Raw genomic sequence first — 17,572 nt, 5'->3', positions numbered from 1 at the left:
CAGCTCGGTACGGATGTACATTCCGAATGGAACTTACATCCTAAGCGTCATGTTTTCCAGGTCCGATCAGGAGGCGTTGGCCGTGCCCTTGCAGATCCAGAAGAGTTCGTGGAGCACGACGGAGCTCGAAGACCTCCGGGACCTCGCCCGGACCTTCTGCCAGAAGGAACTCGTGCCGAACCAGGAGCGCTGGGCGGCCGAGAAGAAGGTCGACCGCGAGCTGTGGACGAAGGCCGGCGAGGTCGGCCTGCTGGCACTGTCCATCCCGGAGGAGTACGGCGGTGGCGGCGGCACGTTCGCCCACGAGGCCGTGCTCTACGAGGAGCAGGCCCGGTCCGGTGACAGCGCCTGGGGAGTCACCGTCCACAATGGAATCGTCGCGCACTACATCCTGGAGTACGCGAACGAAGAGCAGAAGAAGGCGTGGCTCCCGAAGTTCGCCTCCGGCGAGATGGTCGGCGCGGTCGCGATGACCGAACCCGGCACGGGTTCGGACCTGCAGAACATCAAGACCCGCGCGGTGCGCGACGGCGACCACTACGTGATCAACGGCGCGAAGACGTTCATCACCAACGGTTTCCACGCCGATCTCGTCGTCGTCGCGGTGAAGACCGACCCGGACGCCGGCGCGCAGGGTGTCTCGCTGATCGCCGTCGAGACCGACACGCCGGGCTTCAGCCGCGGCCGCGTCCTCGACAAGATCGGCCTCAAGGGGCAGGACACCGCGGAGCTGAACTTCGACGACGTCCGCGTCCCCGCCGCCAACCTCCTCGGCGCTCAGGAAGGCCTCGGCTTCATCCAGCTGATGCAGCAGCTGCCGCAGGAACGGCTGATCATCGCCGTCACCGCGGTCGCCGGGATGGAGGCCGCGATCGACCAGACCATCGCCTACACCAAGGATCGCCAGGCCTTCGGCCGCCCGGTCTACAACTTCCAGAACACCAAGTTCAAGCTCGCCGAGGCCGCGACCGAGGCCGCCGTCTCCCGCGCCTTCCTCGACCAGTGCATCGAACGGCATCTGCGCAAGGAACTCGACGTGCAGGGCGCGGCGATGGCGAAGCTGTGGACCACCGAACGGGTCAACAAGGTCGTCGACGACTGCCTGCAGCTCTTCGGCGGCTACGGCTACATGACCGAGTACCCGATCGCGCGCGCGTGGGCGGACATCCGGATCTCGCGCATCTTCGGTGGCACCAGCGAGATCATGAAGGAAATCATCTCCCGCACGCTGTAGAGAAAACCGTTGGCGTAGGAAGGAAAGACGTGGCGAAGAAGGCCGGCCCGCTGAGCGGGCTCAAGGTCGTCGAACTGGCCGGGCTCGCCCCGGCGCCGTTCGCCTGCACGATCCTCGCCGATCTCGGCGCGGAGGTCGTCCGGATCGACCGGGCGACACCGGGCAACGACGTCATCGGGTTCCCGAACGATCCGCTCGCCAGGGGCAGGCGGTCGATCGGGATCAACACCAAGACCCCCGAGGGGGTCGAACTGGTGCTGAAACTCGCCGACGACGCCGACGTGCTCATCGAGGGTTTCCGTCCCGGCGTCGCCGAGCGGATGGGCATCGGACCGGAGCAGGTCCACGCCCGCAATCCGCGGCTGGTCTACGGCCGGATGACCGGCTACGGCCAGGACGGCCCGCTGGCGACCGTCGCCGGGCACGACATCAACTACATCGGCATCTCCGGCGCGCTCGAACCCATCGGGCACGCCGGGCAGCGGCCGGTGGTGCCGCTCAACCTCGTCGGTGACTTCGGCGGCGGTGGCCTCCTGCTCGCGATGGGCGTGCTGGCGGCGCTGTTCGAACGACAGACCTCCGGCAAGGGACAGGTGGTCGACGCGTCCATGGTGGACGGTGCGGCGCTGCTGACCACGAGCCTGCACGGGCTGCTGGATTCCGGGCTGTGGCCCGGCGGGCGCGGCGAGAACATGCTCGACGGCGGCGCGCCGTTCTACGACACCTACGAGACCGCCGACGGCAAGTACGTCGCCATCGGCGCGATCGAGATGCGGTTCTGGGGCGATCTGGTGAAGGTGCTCGGGCTCGACCCCGAGGAGATCCCGGTCCACGTCGACAAGAACGAATGGCCGAAGCTGCGCAAGATCGTCGCCGAGGCCGTCGCGAAGCACACTCGCGACGAATTGGTCGCGAAGGCCGAAGGCACCGACGCGTGCCTGACGGCGGTGCTCTCCCCGAAGGAGGCACCGTCGCATCCGCACAACGTCGCGCGCAAGACGTTCGTCGATGTCGGCGGCATGATGCAGCCCGCGCCGGCGCCGCGTTTCGACCGCACGCCGGCCGAAACGCCGGAACCGCCGCGGCCCAAAGGCGGCGACACCGCCGAGGTCCTCGCCGAACTCGGCGTGGACGCCGACGGGATCGAACGGCTCAGGGCCGCGGGCACCATCGCCTAGGCAGGGTCCCTTAGCCGCGACTGACGCGGCGAAGGGAGCCTTCAGCCCCCGGCCGGATACGGGTCGTGAGTGGCGTTTCGGGTTCTGACTGGGCCTGCATTTGCTTACCCATGTCGTCGAGCGGGGCGCCGGTCTCGGAGTTCGACGACATCGGCTCGGCTGCTCGGCGTGCCGGGCGTTGACGATGTAGGAATCGGGACGTTGAGTGTCCCGATTCCTACATCGTCGAAGAGTTGATCAAGGTCATCTCGAGTGGGGAGGATTCCGGACACTGAACGTCCGAAATCCTCCCCACTCGCCGACATCGGCTCGACTACGGCGTCAGACGGTTCACCAGAACCCGAATCGCCGCTCACGACCCGCTTTCAGCCCACGTCGAGATCGGACCGCAGCACCGAATAGAGGACGTGGTCGCGCCAGGCCCCGTCCCGGAACCCGTAGCCGCGCAGCACACCCTCCCTGGTGAAACCCGCCTTCACCAGGGAGCGCTGCTCGGCGACGTTGTCGACCTCCGTCGACGCTTCGACCCGGTTCATCTGCGTGTGCGCGAAGAGGTAGCGGACCAGCAGGCGCTGGGCCTCGGTCCCGTATCCGTGGCCGCGTGCCTCGGGGATGAGCACGAGCCCGGCGTTCCAGCAGTACGACGTCGAACCGGTCCTGGTCTTGTGCCACGACACGAAACCGAGGCGCTGCCCGTCCAGCTCGATCATCAGCATCCCGTTGTCCGCCGCGAGCATGCCGGTCTCGGCCCAGCGGCGGCGCAGGAAATGCGGGTCGTGCCAGCCGTGCCACTCGAACGGGCCCGCGGCCCGGGGATCGTTCGTGAGCGCTTCGAGCATCGGCAGGTCTTCTTCGGACACCGGTCTGAGTGCGACTCCGGTTTCTGTCATCCGACAGACTTTAGAGTCGCGGGCCGTCGAAACTGCCGTGACGCCCCGCGCCGTCACTGAACCGGTTGGCGCCCGCGACGGCCTCCTCCGCGAGCCCTCCGCCGATCAGGGCGTTCGAGAACTCGGCCCGCATCGCCTCGTCTTCGGTGAGCCCGTACTGGCCGTACGCGGACCTGCGATCCGCGCGCATACACGCCTGGGGGAACGCGGCCAGCTCGCGTGCCAGCGCTTGCGCGGCCGCCAAGGCCTCGCCGTCGGGGACGACCCGGTTCGCAAGTCCGATCGCGAGCGCCTCGTCGGCGTCGACCGGCCTGCCGGTGAGGATCAGGTCCATCGCCCGCGAGTGGCCGATCAGCCGGGGGAGGCGGACCGTGCCGCCGTCGATCAGCGGGACACCCCAGCGGCGGCAGAACACGCCGAACACGGCCGTGGTGTCGGCGACCCGCAGATCGCACCACAGCGCCAGCTCCAGGCCGCCCGCGACGGCATGCCCGCGCACCGCGGCGATCACCGGCTTCGACAGAGTCATGCGCGTCGGGCCCATCGGCCCGTCACCCGCCGGGCTGAGCGAGTTGGTGCGGCCGGTGCCGACGGCCTTCAGATCGGCTCCGGCGCAGAAGGCGTCACCCGAACCGGTGAGGACGGCGACCGCGGCCTCCTCGTCGGCGTCGAACGAGCGGAAGGCGTCCGCCAGTGAGTTCGCGGTCGGTCCGTCGACCGCGTTGCGGGACCCGGGGCGGTTCAGCGTGATCGTCGTCACCGGCCCGTCCCGGTGGACGAGAACGTTTTCGCTCATCGATCGCTCCCTCAGGCGAATACGGGTGGGCAACAGGGCCCGATTCTCCTTAAAGTGGTGACAAAGTCCGCAGTGCGCGCGGAGTCATCGTCTGGACACTACGGTGTGATGGGATGGAGCCATGTCGCCCGGCTTGAAGAAATTCGTTGTGATCGCCGTCGTCGCGCTCGTGCTCTTCTTTCTGATCAGCAGGCCGACGCAATCCGCCGATGCCGTCCACACCGCGCTCGGCTGGCTCCGGTCCGGTGCCGAAGCCATCGTGACCTTCGTCCGGAGTCTCTTCTCCTGACCCCATCTCGGTGATCACCGGTGTCCTTGGCGACGCCGGTGATCACCGTGCGCAGCCACCTGCGGTTATCACTCAGCGTCACCCGTCTCGGATTTCGGTCGGACGACTCGACCATCCGGGTGGATTGGCCCCGAAAACCCGCTGGTCGACGAATTCGTGCCCTGGAAGCTCTGGCGGAAAAGACCTCCGCGCCCCTACGGTGCTCACATTGCGTGATCGGTTGGTCCTCCAGGCGCCGGAGCCGGCCTCCTGGGCGAGGAGTTTCCGCAGGTGCAAGCCCCAGGGCAGCGGGAACTTCCAGCCGGGCAAGTAAGTCAGGACTTGTCAGTCGGGGAATCATGAGGAGGCAGGGATGACCGGAGATCCCGGAGTCGATGCGTTGATCCGGCAGTGGGCGGCCGAGCGTGAGCAGACCCCCGAGGAGCAGGAGGCCGACCGCATCGCGTCGGCGTGGCTGGCCGACGTGCCCAGGCAGGCTCCCGGAATCCCCGGCCAGCGTCAGCAGTCCGGTCAGGCGCGCTGGGCGCCGGTCGAGGCCGCCGACCCCGGCTACCTCGACGCCATGCGCCGACGGCTCCCCGAGGTCCCGGACGACCTGCTCGTGGCGGCCGCGGGCTGGTGGCAGATGGTGGGCGGCGTCGCCGAGGCCGAAGCCTGGTGGGACGCCGGTCTGAGCCCGCTCGACCAGCGTGCCCTCGACTACCGCGCGGCCGGGCTCGCCCCGTCCGACCTGAGCCGTCGTCTCGGCCCGATGACCGTTTTGCAGCACCTTCGCCGCGGCAGCGCCCCGGCCTGGTGCGTGGCACGGCTGGCGAGGCAGCAGAAGTCCGCCTGATGAGAACTTCTCGCACGCGCGGGTGAACCGGCGTGGCAAGGGCGATTCCGGCTACCGCGTAACGCTAACCTGCGCGGGCTCGTTGTTCGAGCATCGGTCGTGATCGCCGCCCACGCTGGAGGACTCGCTTCGTGCGCACCACCCCGGAAAACGACGAGCTCGTCGCCGACCCGGCCACGCCCGCTCCGCCACGCCGCGGGGTGGGCGCCGCCGTGCTCGGGAGGCTGGTGATCGTGCTGGCCGTGCTCGGCCTCGCCGGGGGCGGGATCTGGCTGGTGACCAAGGCGTCCGCCCCGGTCGCGAGCCCCACGACGATGGAGATCCCCGCGCTGCAGGTCAAGGCGGCGGACGTCAAACCAGGTTCGGTCGCCCCGGTCAACGCCACCGTCGCGGGCGGTGCCACCCAGCAGACCTCGCCCCAGCAGGCACAGCCGAAACCGGGCAAGGACCCGCTGACCGCCTGGACCGAGCGCGCGGCGCAGGCCACCGGCGTTCCAGCCAGGGCGCTGCTCGCCTACGGCAACGCCGAGCTGGCGATGCGCCAGATGCAGCCGAACTGCAAGATCTCGTGGGCGACCCTGGCGGGCATCGGCCGGATCGAGTCGAACCACGGCCAGTACGGCGGCGCCGTCCTCGGCCAGGACGGACGGCCGTCGAAGCCGATCATCGGTGTCCCGCTCGACGGGTCTCCCGGCGTGAAGGCGATCGGCGACACCGACGGCGGTCAGTTCGACGGCGACGCGGCCGTGGACCGCGCGGTCGGGCCGATGCAGTTCATCCCCAGCACCTGGCGCCGGTACGCCGCCGACGGCAACCGCGACGGCGTCGGCGACCCGCAGCAGATCGACGACGCGTCGCTGGCCGCGGCGCGCTACCTGTGCGTGAACAACCGCGACATGTCGGCCGCCTCGGGGTGGTGGCAGGGAATCCTGTCGTACAACAACTCGACCGAGTACGCGCAGAAGGTCTTCGGGCTGGCGGACGACTACGCGAAGGGCGTGGCCGCCTCCAAGTGATCCGTAAGGCGGCAGCCAGGCCGAACTCGCGTGCTTGAACACGGAACTCGCGTGCTTGAGCGCCGCACACGCGAGATCCGGGTCCAGACACGTGAGTTGCGTCTTCAAGCACGCGAGTCACGCCTTCGAGCACGGCCGGGAACGCAGGGCGCTGGAGCCGGGACCAAGGTCCCGAGCGCCCAGGTCGGCGACGATTCGCCGCGCACCCAGTGCTAGCGTCGATGTGTGTCCGCTTCGCCCGTCATCCTGCGCCGTCTCGGCATCGCCGGCGTCTGCCTGGCGAGCCTGGCGCTGTGCTGCGGGCTCGCCTGGTGGCAGTGGGAGCGGTTCTCCTCGGCCAGCGGGACGTTCCAGAACCTCGGCTATGTCCTGCAGTGGCCGTTGTTCGGGCTGTTCCCCGCGTTCATGTTCTGGCGGATCCGCAAGCTCCGCCGCCGCGCCGCCGAGGCCGACGCCCAGGAGACGGTGGCCGAGACCGCCCTCCCCGAGGTGCCCTCGCCCCGGCAGCGGCGTGCCCCGGCGCCGCCGCCCCCCGAGGACGACGAGCTCGCCGCGTACAACAGGTATCTGCGCGAACTCAACGCCCGCGACAAGTAGTCCCCAGAGAGGTTCGAGACCCTATGACCACCCGAACTGACGACGCCGCCCCGGCCCGCCCGGTCTCGCTGGGCGGACCGCTGATCCGGTTCCGCGTCGCGGCGTACGCCACCGGTGTGGCCCTGCTCGGACTGGTCGTCGAGATGCTGCTGCAGTACGTCTTCCGCGTGGAGCTTCCCCAGTTCGTGAAGATGATCCCCATGGTCCACGGCGGGCTCTACCTGATCTACCTGCTGCTCGCGGTCGACCTCGCGATCAAGGCCCGCTGGTCGATGAAGGGCACCCTGCTCGTGCTGATCGCCGGCTGCATCCCCTTCTTCTCGTTCGTGATGGAACGCAAGGTCACGCACAAGGTCCAGGCGGGCGCGAAGCTCTAAGCCCGGCGCCGGAAGGTCAGCGCCACCAGGAAGGACAGCGCCGTCACCACGGCGGCGACGGTGAAGGCCGAGGTCATCCCGTCGACGGTGGTCTCCGCCGGGCTCCCGGACGGTATCCGGGTCACCGCGCCGAACACGGTGATCAGGATCGCCAGCCCCAAGGTCGCCCCGACCTGCTGCAACGTCTGCAACGCGCCGCCCGCGGCACCCGCGTCGTCGGTGGGCACCGTCGCCATGATGATCACGCTGAGCGGGGAGAACGCCAGCCCCGCGCCCACGCCCATCAGCAGCATCGGCCCGAGCAGATGCGAGAAGTAGCCGCTGTCGGTGGTGAGCGTGGTCAGCCAGACGACTCCGCCGGTCATCAGTGCGGTCCCGGTCAGCGCCAGCGGCTTCGGCCCGAACCGGGGGAGCAGTTTCGGGATCAGCCTGCTGAGGCCGAACATGCAGACCGCCATCGGCAGGAACGCGAAGCCGGTCTCCAAGGCGGCGAAACCCGCGATGTCCTGCAGGAACTGGGTCAGGAAGAAGAACATCGACATCATCGCCATCGGCCCGAGGAAGAAGTTGACGTAGGCCGCGGCACGGTCGCGTTCGGCGAACAGGCGCAACGGGATCAGGGGTTCGCTCACCCTGGTCTCGATGCGGAGGAACGCGGCCAGCAACGCGAGCCCGGCGGCGAGGCTGCCGAGGGTGATCGTGTCGCCCCAGCCGTGCGACGCGGCGTGGGTGAAGGCGAACACGAGCGAGCCGACTCCGAGGGTGCCGGTGAACGCGCCGGGAAGGTCCAGGCGGGCGCGTCGCCGGGGCGGATCGGCCACGTAGCGCGAGGTGAGCAGGACGATCGCGAGCCCGAACGGGACGTTGATGTACAGCGCCGCGCGCCAGGAGATCCATTCGGTCAGCAGGCCGCCGAGCAGCAGGCCGATCGCGAAACCGCTGCTGGACATCGCCGAGAACAACGCCAGCGCGCGCACCCGCGCCTTGGCTTCGGTGAACGTGCTGGTGATCAGCGCCAGCGTGCTCGGCCCGGCGAGCGCGGCGCCGACGCCCTGCGCCACGCGCGCGGCGATCAGCAGTTCCGCCGAACCGGCGAGGCCGCCGAGCAGCGAGGCGGCGGTGAACACGGCCGCGCCGACGACGAACGTCCGGCGGCGGCCGAACAGGTCGCCCGCCCGGCCGCCGAGCAGCAGCAAGCCGCCGAAGACCAGGCTGTACGCCGTCATCACCCAGGACAGGCCGGTGTCGGTGAAGCCCAGGTCGGACTGGATGCGGGGGAGCGCGACGTTCATCACCGTCGCGTCGAGGATGAGCATGAGCTGGCAGGTCAGGATGATCGGGAGGACCAGCCGGTGCGGAGGTGGTGGGGCCCCGGCCGTATCCGGCCTAGGCTCGGCACGCAGGGTTCGTTCGGTCAAGGAATACTCCAAAGACGTAACGAGATGAAGCGGAGAGACTCTCCACTTGAGGTCGTGAGCGATGATATGGAGAGAGTCTCCGCTTACGCAAGTGAATTCGGAGAACGTCTCCGTTTTCGTCGCTCGAGGAGGTGCAGATGGTCACGGCCGATCCGGCCCGCCCCATGCGTGCGGACGCGCGGCGCAACTACGAGCGCATCGTGGCCGTGGCGAAGGAGGCGTTCACCGCCGACGGCGTGGACGTGCCCGCCGACGACATCGCCAAACGCGCCGGGGTCGGCGCGGGCACGTTGTACCGGCACTTCCCGACGCGCGACAAGCTGATCGAGGCCGTCTACCGCGACGAGATCGACGGGCTGGCGCAGCAGGCGTACGACCTGCTGGACGAGCTGCCGCCGGGTAAGGCGCTCGAGACCTGGCTGGCCACGCACGTCATCTACGTGGTCGAGAAGCACGGGCTCGCGATGACGCTCAAGGCGTCCGTCGACGCCGGCTCCGAGGTCTTCGGCTGGTGTCAGTCACGCCTGCGGGCTGCGGCCGACACGATCGTGAAGGCGGCGCAGGACGAGGGAGTGCTCCGGCCCGACGTCGCCGGGGTCGACATCCTGCGGCTCGGTCACGGGCTGGGTTCGGCGGCGAGCAAGGCTTCGGACGAGGACACGAAGCGGCTTCTCACGATCGTGCTGGACGGGCTCCGGACGCCATGAAAGGTCCTTTCCTTGCAAACTCCGCAAGGAAAGGACCTTTCATGGCGCGCGTCAGGAGCCGATCCCGGTGAGGGACCGCACCTCCATCTCCGCGTGCTTGACCGGATCGGCTTTCGACCGGCCGACGAAGGTACCCACGAACCCGCACAGGAACGAGAACGGGATCGACACCAGGCCCGGGTTCTTCAGCGGGAACCAGTGGAAGTCGACGCTCTTGATGATCGAGTCCGCGGCCCCCGACATCACCGGCGAGAAGAACACGAGCACCAGGCTGGCGATCAGCCCGCCGTAGATGCCCCACAGGGTGCCGGTGGTGTTGAAGCGTTTCCAGAACAGCGAGTACAGCAGCGTCGAGAGGTTCGCCGACGCCGCGACGGCGAACGCCAGCGCCACCAGGAACGCGATGTTCTGCCCGTTCGCCAGGATGCCGCCGATGATCGCGAACGCCCCGACGGCGACCGCGGTCAGCCGCGCGACGCGGACCTCCGCGGCCGGTTCCGCCTTGCCGCGCTTGAAGATGTTGGCGTACACGTCGTGGGCGAAGGAGGCCGAAGCGGTGATCGTCAGCCCCGCGACGACGGCGAGGATGGTCGCGAAGGCCACCGCCGAGACGACGCCGAGCAGGAGGGTGCCGCCGATGTTCAGCGCGAGCAGCGGCGCCGCCGAGTTCTCCCCGCCGGGCGCGTTCTTGATCGCCTCCGGGCCGACCAGCGCGGCCGCGCCGAAGCCGATGACCAGCGTGCAGAGATAGAAGATCGTCATGCACGCGGTCGCCCACACCACCGAGCGCCGCGCTTCGCGCGAGTTCGGCACCGTGTAGAAGCGCATCAGCACGTGCGGGAGCGCGGCGGCGCCCAGGACCAGCGCCAGCGCCAGCGAGACGAAGTCGAGTTTCGTGATCTCGCTCTTGCCGTAGGAGCCGCCCGGCTCCAGCAGTTCGTCACCGAGCGGGCTGTTGTCGGCGGCGGCCGAGAGCAGGTTCGAGAAGCTGAACCCGAACTTGCCGAACAGGAACACGGTGATCAGCGCGCCGGTCAGCAGCAGGATGGTCGCCTTGATGATCTGCACCCACGTGGTGCCCTTCATCCCGCCGACCAGCACGTACAACACCATGATGACGCCGACGACGCCGATCACCAGCGCCTGGCCGATCCCGCCGTGGATGTCCAGCAGCAGCGCCACCAGGCCGCCGGCGCCCGCCATCTGCGCGAGCATGTAGAAGAAGGAGATCACCAGGGTCGACGTCGCGGCCGCGGCGCGGACCGGGCGCTGCTTCATCCGGAAGCTCAGCACGTCGCCCATGGTGAAGCGGCCGGTGTTGCGCAGCAGCTCCGCGATCAGCAGCAGGTCGACCATCCACGCGACGAGGAACCCGATCGAGTACAGGAAGCCGTCGTAGCCGTGGATCGCGATGGCCCCGGCGATACCGAGGAACGACGCCGCCGAGAGGAAGTCACCCGAAAGAGCGATGCCGTTCTGGCGTCCGGTGAAGGCGCTTCCCGCCGCGTAGTAGTCCGAAGTGGACGAGTTGCGCGTACTGGCGCGGTACACCACGTACAGGGTGATCGCGACGAACAGCGCGAACACCGCGATGTTCAGCACCGGGTTGTTGTCGGGAATGCTCATCGCTCACCCGCCCCGACGGCGGCGCGCAGCTGCTCGACCTGAGGGTCGAGGCGCTTGTTCGCGAACTTGAGGTACGCGATCGTGATCAGGATCGTGCTGGCGAACTGGCCGAGCCCGAGCAGGATGCCGACGTTGACCTCGCCCCACACCTTCCGGCTCATCAAGTCGTGGGCGTAGGCCGCCAGCAGCACGAACATCATGTACCAGGTGAAGAACAGCAGGCTCATCGGGAACACGAACCGCCGGAAGGTCTTGCGGAGCGCGACGAACTCCTTGCCGTGCTGGATCCGGTCGAAGTCGGGACCGGTGGGACGCGGCGGCGGCGAGGGAGTGGGCTGGCGCTCGCGGACGAACAGCGCGGGCATCTGCCCGGTGTCCTCGAGGGCGTTGCTCGCCGCGTAGGGACGCGCGACGTCGGGCATGGGTTCCTCCGGGGCTTGCATCCGTGGCGCGGTACGGGGAGCGCACATACTAACTACGGCTTCACCCGCTCTGAATAGGCGACCCCGGTTCCGCGAAGGCGTGAGCCGGTATTCGGATTTACCTCCTATTAGTGTTTCGGAAAATCGTTTCGGCCGGAATGAACCGGCTTTATCACTCGTCGTAGTGAGTAGAGTTGTCACGCGCGGTCGTCGCCCGAACGGCCCACTGCGGCAAACGATGGACCATGACCACGCTCTGTCCCTCGAAGTAGTGACAGATCGTAGTTTCGCTACCGGGAGGCGGCGGGTTTCGATACCGTGCCCGCCATCCCGGACCGGGGAAGATCCCCCGCTTCGCCGGGTGTCTCGAAAGAAATCACCATGTCGGGCGACATCGAACCGGCTTGGGCGGCAAGGCCACAACATCGGGCACATATTTGGGCTTGACCCACCCGTTGGGGGCACGGAAAGTAGTTCGACCGGGCGACGCGGCTACCGTACGTAGGCTGATCGGGTGATAAGGGCACCCTGTGTATCCGCGCAACCCGTAACCGGAATTCCCCCGGTTGTGACGAGCGGACGAATTTCGGGCCGGGTGGATCACCCGGATACACACTTTTCGCTGGTCAGCACCCGTGTACTGAACAGAATTGACGGCACCCGGATTGGTGTACGATTCTTTGGCCCGGCTGACCCGCAGTGATCGATTGGCAAAGAAAAGTTGATCTCGACGACCATGCACTTCGCAGGTTGCGACCTGCACGTGCAGGTGCAAGACCTCCCGGAGCGGACCGGTGTCCCCAGGGACACCCGGATCGCCGGCCGAGGTCCCGCACGTCGCGATCGATCACGTGGTCAGACCAGGGTCGAGTTCCCCGCAGGCAGGTACCTCGCGGGAACGGACGCCTCAGACCGTGCCAGGACGCCGGACAGGGAGTCACCTACGTGACCGTTGCAGGAGAAGGCCAAGTGCCTGTCGGGGAGCTGCTGGGCCGCACTCCCCGGCCATCTCGGTGGGCCACCGGCTGGCGCACGCTCGTGCGCTGGCGGGACTGGAGCCTGCCGGTGAAGCTGTCGGCCGTGACGCTGGTGCCGATCCTCATCGCGCTGGCACTGGGCATCGCCACCATCGCGGGCCAGGTCGGCCGTTCCGACGGCTACCAGCGGCTCGACCGCCTCGTCGCGCTGAGCGGGCACATCCGCACCCTCACCGACGGCCTCGGCCGCGAACGCACCCAGTCCGCCGCCGGGCTGACCGCCGGCACCGTCGGCGGGACCCTGGAGCTCGGCTCGGCCCGCGCCGACGTCGACACCGCCATCCCGCTCTACGGCGCCGCCGCGTCCCGGGCCGTGGAGAACGAGCCGTCGCTCCGTCAGGCGCGTGAAGCGGCGGCCGCCCAGCTCGATCGGCTGCCCGACATCCGGCAGCGAGCGTCCTCCGGACAGCTCGATCCCGTCCAGGCGATCGGCGAGTACACCGAGGTGACCACCGCGCTGCTCGCCCTCGACACCGCGCTGGCGGCCGGCGCCAGCCAGGACGACCTCGGCGGCACCCCGACGGCGCTGCACGACCTCGCCGTGATGAAGGAACAACTGTCGCTGAGCCAGGCGCTGGTCTCCTTCGGTATCGCGCGGTCGGGCCTCGCGCCGAGCGAACTCGACCAGCTGCGCACCGCCGAACTCCGGCTGACCGACCGGCTCACCGACTTCCGCGCCGCCGCTTCGGAACAGCAGCGCCAGGAATTCAGTGCCGCGGTCACCGACCAGGCGATGGAAAACCGTGACAGGCTCGCGAAAACCGCTCTCGGCGAGCAGGGAACCCCGTCCACACAGGCATTCCGCACGTTGTCCGCGCAGGGCTGGACCGACGCGTCGACCGCGATCATCGGCAAGGTCGGCGAGGTCGCGAACAAGTTCGGCGCCGAAACGAGCGCGGTGTCGGCCGAGCTGGTCGACGACGCCAGCAGCGGCGCGGGCCTGCTCGCGGTCCTGCTGTTCGGCGCGATGGTGCTCGCCGTCGCCGTCGTCTTCCTCATCACCCGCCAGCTGCTGCGCTCGCTGAAGGTGCTGCGCGCCAGCGCCCTCGACGTCGCCGAGAAGCAGCTGCCCGACGCGGTCCGCAACATCCAGGAGGGCCGCTCGCAGGGCACCGACGTGCGGCCGGTCCCGGTCGGCGGCGACGACGAGATCGGCGAGGTCGCCAGGGCCTTCGACAAGGTGCACCACCAGGCGCTGCGCCTGGCCACCGAACAGGCCTCGATGCGCACCGGCTACAGCAACGTGTTCGTCAACCTCTCCCGCCGCAGCCAGAGCCTCGTGCAGCGGCAGCTTCAGCTGATCGAGCGGCTGGAGCGCGACGAAGAGGACGCCGACCAGCTCGCCACGCTGTTCCAGCTGGACCACCTCGCCACCCGCATGCGCCGCAACAACGAGAACCTGATGGTCCTCTCCGGCGCCGAGCCGGGCAGGCGGTCCGGTCAGCCTGTTTCCGCCACCGACGTGGTGCGCGCGGCGGTGTCCGAGATCGAGCAGTACCAGCGGGTCACCGTGCAGAATCCGCCGCCGGTGCGGCTGGTCGGGTACGCGGCCAACGATCTGATGCGCCTGATCGCCGAACTGCTGGACAACGCCACGGCGTTCTCCGCGCCGGAAACCCAGGTGACGGTCGCGACCAGGCTCGTCGAAGACGGCTCGTTCGGCATCGACATCCTCGACAAGGGCATCGGGATGAACGAGGCCGAGGTCGCCGAGGCCAACGCCCGGCTCACCGAGGCCCCCAACGTCGACCTCACCACTTCGCGCCGGATGGGCCTGTTCGTCGTCGGACGGCTGGCCAGCAGGCACCGCATCGGTGTCTCGCTGCACGGTGGCAAGGACATCGTCGGGGTGCGCGCCACCGTCTCGGTCCCGGCGGACCTGGTGATGGCACCGCCCGGCGGAGACCCCGGCCCCGCGACCGGCCCGATCACCCAGCGCCTCACGCCGGTGCCGCCGCAGCAGCCGGGCGGCCTGCCCCGCCGCCAGCGGCCCACGAACGGTGCGCGCCCGGCGATGCCGAGCGTGCCGTCGCAGGGCGGCGAGCGGTGGCCGTCGGCGAACGATCTGGCCGGTCACGCCAAGCCCGCGGTGAACGGGCACAGCCAGGAGTCGAGGCCGCCGTCCGATCTGGAGATCTCGGGAACGGCGCTGTTCAGCCCGATCCCCAAGGACGAGACGACACCGCCGGCGCCGGAGCCCCGTCGTCCCGAACCGGAACCCGCCGCCGAACCCGAGCCGGTCGCCAAGGAGGCGGACAAGCCCGCCCCGGCGGAAGGTGATCTGCCCAGCGGCAAGGAACTGTTCGAAGCCAAGAACAACACCGCCGGGACCACGCTGAGCGAGTGGTGGAACCAGGCGGCCGCTCCCGCCCCTGCGCCCGCCCCGTCGGCGCCCACCGCAGCGCCCAAGTCGGAGACGACGCCGATCTTCGACGAGATGCTCTCGGCGTGGTTCCGTTCGCCCGCGCCCGCTCCGGAAAAGCCCGCGGCCGAACCCGCGGCCAAGAAGGAGAAGCCGGGGACGAAGGAACCCGAAGCGGAGAAGGCGGCCGAGAAGGCCCCCACCGCCGAGCAGGAAGCCCGCAGCTGGGATTTCGCCAGCGACAAGGCCTTCCGCACGGTGCAGGAGGTCTCGCAGAACGCCCCGTCGACGTTCACCCAGGCCGGGTTGCCGCGTCGTCGCAAGGGCGAGCAGCTGCTGCCGGGCAGCGCGGCGTCGTCGGTCCCGGCCGCCGAACCCGCCGCCAAGTCGGACCTGCCGGTCCGCGACCCGGCGAACGTGCGCGGCAGGCTGAGCAGCTTCCAGCAGGGCGTCAAACGAGGACGCAAGGAAGCGGCGGACAAGGCCCCGCCGGTCACCGAGCAGCCCGCCGCCACCCAGCCGGACGCGAAGCCCGAGCCGGCGGCGGCACCGAAGGCTCCCGAGCCCGCGAAGACAGCGAAGGCAGCAAAGACATCGGAGACGGCCGCGCGTCCGGCGGCGCCGCCCGCCGCGTTGCCGAGCCGGAAACCGCAGGCAGCGAGCCCGGAGCCGGAGCCGGTCGCCGCCACCGAGCAGACGGACGCGTGGAACTTCGGCTCCGACGAAGGCTGGAAAGCCGCCCAAGCGGTGTCCCAGTCCGTGCCCTCGCGGATGACTTCGGCAGGATTACCCAGGCGCCGTCGCGGGGAGCAGTTGCTCCCGGGCAGCGCGGGACCGCCCGCCGGGGCGGTCACCCCCCGACCACAGCGAGACGCGAACGACGTGCGCGGCCGCCTGAGCAGTTTCCAGCAGGGCATCCAGCGCGGACGGCACCGCACGGCCCAGGCGACCGAAGCCAACCACGAAACCCTGGAGGGTGAATGACCTCGCCGAACCCCGCCCAGCCCCAGCAGAACCAGTTCGGGTGGCTGGTGAACGACTTCGCCGAGCGGGTACCCGGAGTGGCGCACGCCGTGGTGGTGTCGGCTGACGGCCTCCTGCTCACGGCGTCCAGCAGGCTCCCGCTGGACCGCGCCGACCAGCTGGCCGCCGTCGCGTCCGGCCTGGTGAGCCTGACCCAGGGGGCCGCGCGGTGCTTCGAGGCGGGCGCGGTCAACGAGACCGTCGTCGAGATGGAACTCGGCATCATGGTGCTGATGTCCATCAGCGACGGCTCCTGCCTCGCCATCCTCGCCGCCCCGAACTGCGACATCGGACAGGTCGCCTACGAGATGACGATGCTCGTCGATCGCGTCGGCCAGATCCTCACTCCGGAACTCCGCGCACAATTGCAGGGCGCCGGTGGGTCGCTGATCGGCGAACCGGTGGGATGATGTCCCGATGAGCACCGGGTCCGGATCCTTCGGCGAACCGCCGGGGACGGGTGAACACCAGCCTCCGCACGCGGGGGCTGCCAATGCTGCCGGTTCACGGGACGACGGCACCTTCGCCGACGTCCTGAACGGTTTCACCTTGGATTCGGGTCGTGGTCGTCGGAAGCGCAAGAAGAACAAGCAGTCAGAGGATCCCCAGGCGGGCGGGGCACACGCCGCCGGGGAACCGGCAGTCCCGCAGCCGACCGATCAAGGAGACCGCGTGACCTCACTTGCCTCTCCACCCGACAGCGGCGCAGGCGCAGTCGGGCCGAGACCAGGTGGTCTTTTCGACCCGGGCCCACCCAGTGGCGAGTTCATCATGCCCGCCGTCTTCGAGCAGGCGCCGTCGCCGCTCGAAGAGACGGCGATCGTCCGTCCCTATGCCCTCACCGGCGGCCGGACCAAGGCGAACTACGCTCTCGAGCTGGAGACCCTCATCTCCACCAAGGACCACGTCGCCGCGGGTAGCCTTCCCGCGGTGGCCGCGGACCAGATCGAGTGCGTCTCGATCATCGAGGAGTGCCGCACCCCGCGTTCGGTCGCCGAGATCGCGGCGACCCTGCGTGTACCGCTGGGTGTGGCACGCGTGCTGATCAGCGACGCGGCGGACGCGGGACTGGTCAGCGTGCACAAGACGATTTCGGGCAATGACGGCGCCGAGGCACATCTGGTGTTGATGGAAAGGGTTTTGAGTGGACTCCGTCGGCTTTAAGGCACCGCGGGAAACCGCGCCCCCGACCATGACATCCGCGAAGATCGTCGTGGCGGGTGGCTTCGGTGCGGGTAAGACGACCTTCGTCGGTTCGGTGTCGGAGATCGTCCCGCTCACCACCGAGGCGATGATGACGGACGCCAGTCGGGGGATCGACAACCTCGACCAGACGCCCAACAAATCGACCACCACGGTCGCGATGGACTTCGGCCGGGTCTCCCTGGACGCGGACCTGATCCTCTACCTGTTCGGCACGCCCGGGCAGCAGCGGTTCTGGTTCATGTGGGACGACCTCGTCCGCGGCGCGATCGGCGCCGTGGTGCTGGCCGACACGCGACGGCTGGCCGACTCGTTCGCGCCGATCGACTTCTTCGAGGACCGGGGCCTGCCCTATATCGTCGGGGTGAACACCTTCGACGGCATCCTCGAGCACGACATCAACGACGTGCGTGAAGCGCTGTCGATCGACCCCAACATCCCGATCGTCCGCTGTGACGCGCGGGAGCGGGAGTCGACCAAGCAGACGCTGATCACGCTGGTCGAATACGCGATGCGGCAGTGGATCGCGTTGCGGGCGAGCAACGCGAGGTGATCCTGACGG

17 protein-coding genes are annotated in these 17,572 nt (G+C 68.9%); 12 read left to right on the top strand and 5 right to left on the bottom strand.

Translation table 11 applies throughout. The features are described from left to right. Positions 1 to 82 precede the first annotated feature (82 nt). Together ACIRGA_RS08095 and ACIRGA_RS08090 are read left to right on the top strand one after the other, a co-directional pair. Positions 83 to 1,234, top strand: a complete 1,152-nt coding sequence (locus ACIRGA_RS08095) for an acyl-CoA dehydrogenase family protein (protein ID WP_126734982.1) — start codon at positions 83 to 85, stop codon at positions 1,232 to 1,234. Positions 1,235 to 1,263: 29 nt separating this feature from the next. Further along, positions 1,264 to 2,412, top strand: coding sequence for a CaiB/BaiF CoA transferase family protein (locus ACIRGA_RS08090; RefSeq protein ID WP_400937982.1), 1,149 nt, complete (start codon positions 1,264 to 1,266; stop codon positions 2,410 to 2,412). Positions 2,413 to 2,777: 365 nt separating this feature from the next. Here the strand turns inward: ACIRGA_RS08090 and ACIRGA_RS08085 are convergent, their stop codons facing one another. Together ACIRGA_RS08085 and ACIRGA_RS08080 are read right to left on the bottom strand one after the other, a co-directional pair. Beyond that, complete coding sequence (locus ACIRGA_RS08085) at positions 2,778 to 3,302, bottom strand: GNAT family N-acetyltransferase (protein ID WP_400937980.1); 525 nt, start codon at positions 3,300 to 3,302, stop codon at positions 2,778 to 2,780. Between the two features lie 10 nt (positions 3,303 to 3,312). Continuing rightward, positions 3,313 to 4,098 (bottom strand): crotonase/enoyl-CoA hydratase family protein, encoded by a 786-nt coding sequence (locus tag ACIRGA_RS08080; protein ID WP_400937978.1) that lies wholly within the window; start codon positions 4,096 to 4,098, stop codon positions 3,313 to 3,315. 133 nt (positions 4,099 to 4,231) lie between these two features. Between ACIRGA_RS08080 and ACIRGA_RS08075 the strand changes: the two genes are divergently transcribed. From ACIRGA_RS08075 to ACIRGA_RS08055, 5 genes are all read left to right on the top strand, one after another. Further along, the gene (locus ACIRGA_RS08075) at positions 4,232 to 4,387 is read left to right on the top strand and encodes a hypothetical protein (RefSeq protein WP_162182762.1); all 156 of its coding nucleotides are present in this window, start codon (positions 4,232 to 4,234) and stop codon (positions 4,385 to 4,387) included. 352 nt (positions 4,388 to 4,739) lie between these two features. Then, positions 4,740 to 5,222, top strand: a complete 483-nt coding sequence (locus ACIRGA_RS08070) for a helix-turn-helix transcriptional regulator (RefSeq protein WP_400937976.1) — start codon at positions 4,740 to 4,742, stop codon at positions 5,220 to 5,222. 131 nt (positions 5,223 to 5,353) lie between these two features. Beyond that, entirely contained in the window at positions 5,354 to 6,238 is an 885-nt protein-coding gene (locus ACIRGA_RS08065; protein WP_400937974.1) for a lytic transglycosylase domain-containing protein, read from the top strand. Positions 6,239 to 6,463: 225 nt separating this feature from the next. Further along, positions 6,464 to 6,835 carry a hypothetical protein gene (locus ACIRGA_RS08060; RefSeq protein WP_400937971.1) on the top strand — a complete coding sequence of 124 codons (372 nt, stop codon included), beginning with the start codon at positions 6,464 to 6,466 and terminating at the stop codon, positions 6,833 to 6,835. A 23-nt stretch (positions 6,836 to 6,858) separates the two neighbouring features. After that, positions 6,859 to 7,212, top strand: coding sequence for a DUF3817 domain-containing protein (locus tag ACIRGA_RS08055; protein WP_005166062.1), 354 nt, complete (start codon positions 6,859 to 6,861; stop codon positions 7,210 to 7,212). Here the strand turns inward: ACIRGA_RS08055 and ACIRGA_RS08050 are convergent. Continuing rightward, complete coding sequence (locus ACIRGA_RS08050) at positions 7,209 to 8,630, bottom strand: MFS transporter (RefSeq protein WP_400937967.1); 1,422 nt, start codon at positions 8,628 to 8,630, stop codon at positions 7,209 to 7,211. The genes ACIRGA_RS08055 and ACIRGA_RS08050 overlap by 4 nt on opposite strands. Positions 8,631 to 8,767: 137 nt before the next feature. Here ACIRGA_RS08050 and ACIRGA_RS08045 point away from each other — a divergent pair, with 137 nt between their 5' ends. Further along, the gene (locus ACIRGA_RS08045; protein ID WP_400937965.1) at positions 8,768 to 9,337 is read left to right on the top strand and encodes a TetR/AcrR family transcriptional regulator; all 570 of its coding nucleotides are present in this window, start codon (positions 8,768 to 8,770) and stop codon (positions 9,335 to 9,337) included. Positions 9,338 to 9,388: 51 nt separating this feature from the next. Here ACIRGA_RS08045 and ACIRGA_RS08040 read toward each other — a convergent pair whose 3' ends face one another. Next, positions 9,389 to 10,963: a cation acetate symporter gene (locus ACIRGA_RS08040; RefSeq protein ID WP_400937962.1), complete on the bottom strand. Its 1,575-nt coding sequence runs from the start codon at positions 10,961 to 10,963 to the stop codon at positions 9,389 to 9,391. After that, complete coding sequence (locus tag ACIRGA_RS08035; RefSeq protein WP_400937960.1) at positions 10,960 to 11,385, bottom strand: DUF485 domain-containing protein; 426 nt, start codon at positions 11,383 to 11,385, stop codon at positions 10,960 to 10,962. The genes ACIRGA_RS08040 and ACIRGA_RS08035 overlap by 4 nt, the downstream gene beginning before the upstream one ends. 969 nt (positions 11,386 to 12,354) lie before the next feature. On the opposite strand from ACIRGA_RS08035, the gene ACIRGA_RS08030 reads away from it, so the two are divergent. The 4 genes from ACIRGA_RS08030 to ACIRGA_RS08015 are packed head-to-tail and all read left to right on the top strand — an operon-like array spanning position 12,355 to position 17,563. After that, positions 12,355 to 15,768, top strand: coding sequence for a nitrate- and nitrite sensing domain-containing protein (locus ACIRGA_RS08030; protein ID WP_400937958.1), 3,414 nt, complete (start codon positions 12,355 to 12,357; stop codon positions 15,766 to 15,768). Beyond that, complete coding sequence (locus tag ACIRGA_RS08025; protein ID WP_005166055.1) at positions 15,765 to 16,217, top strand: roadblock/LC7 domain-containing protein; 453 nt, start codon at positions 15,765 to 15,767, stop codon at positions 16,215 to 16,217. The genes ACIRGA_RS08030 and ACIRGA_RS08025 overlap by 4 nt, the downstream gene beginning before the upstream one ends. A gap of 7 nt (positions 16,218 to 16,224) precedes the next feature. Next, on the top strand, positions 16,225 to 16,971 hold the full coding sequence (locus ACIRGA_RS08020; protein ID WP_400937955.1) for a DUF742 domain-containing protein: 747 nt from the start codon (positions 16,225 to 16,227) through the stop codon (positions 16,969 to 16,971). Positions 16,972 to 16,999: 28 nt separating this feature from the next. Then, positions 17,000 to 17,563 carry an ATP/GTP-binding protein gene (locus ACIRGA_RS08015; RefSeq protein ID WP_007033694.1) on the top strand — a complete coding sequence of 188 codons (564 nt, stop codon included), beginning with the start codon at positions 17,000 to 17,002 and terminating at the stop codon, positions 17,561 to 17,563. Positions 17,564 to 17,572: the final 9 nt, after the last annotated feature.

This window comes from Amycolatopsis sp. NPDC102389, assembly GCF_044765885.1.
GTDB lineage: Bacteria > Actinomycetota > Actinomycetes > Mycobacteriales > Pseudonocardiaceae > Amycolatopsis.
This window is presented reverse-complemented; position numbering and strand designations above follow the sequence as displayed.

Coding starts and splice junctions, on each gene's coding strand:
- ACIRGA_RS08055 (WP_005166062.1), top strand. CDS start 6,859: ATGACCACCCGAACTGACGACGCCGCCCCGGCCCGCCCGGTCTCGCTG.
- ACIRGA_RS08020 (WP_400937955.1), top strand. CDS start 16,225: ATGAGCACCGGGTCCGGATCCTTCGGCGAACCGCCGGGGACGGGTGAA.
- ACIRGA_RS08045 (WP_400937965.1), top strand. CDS start 8,768: ATGGTCACGGCCGATCCGGCCCGCCCCATGCGTGCGGACGCGCGGCGC.
- ACIRGA_RS08015 (WP_007033694.1), top strand. CDS start 17,000: ATGACATCCGCGAAGATCGTCGTGGCGGGTGGCTTCGGTGCGGGTAAG.
- ACIRGA_RS08085 (WP_400937980.1), bottom strand. CDS start 3,302: ATGACAGAAACCGGAGTCGCACTCAGACCGGTGTCCGAAGAAGACCTG.
- ACIRGA_RS08040 (WP_400937962.1), bottom strand. CDS start 10,963: ATGAGCATTCCCGACAACAACCCGGTGCTGAACATCGCGGTGTTCGCG.
- ACIRGA_RS08080 (WP_400937978.1), bottom strand. CDS start 4,098: ATGAGCGAAAACGTTCTCGTCCACCGGGACGGGCCGGTGACGACGATC.
- ACIRGA_RS08025 (WP_005166055.1), top strand. CDS start 15,765: ATGACCTCGCCGAACCCCGCCCAGCCCCAGCAGAACCAGTTCGGGTGG.
- ACIRGA_RS08070 (WP_400937976.1), top strand. CDS start 4,740: ATGACCGGAGATCCCGGAGTCGATGCGTTGATCCGGCAGTGGGCGGCC.
- ACIRGA_RS08035 (WP_400937960.1), bottom strand. CDS start 11,385: ATGCCCGACGTCGCGCGTCCCTACGCGGCGAGCAACGCCCTCGAGGAC.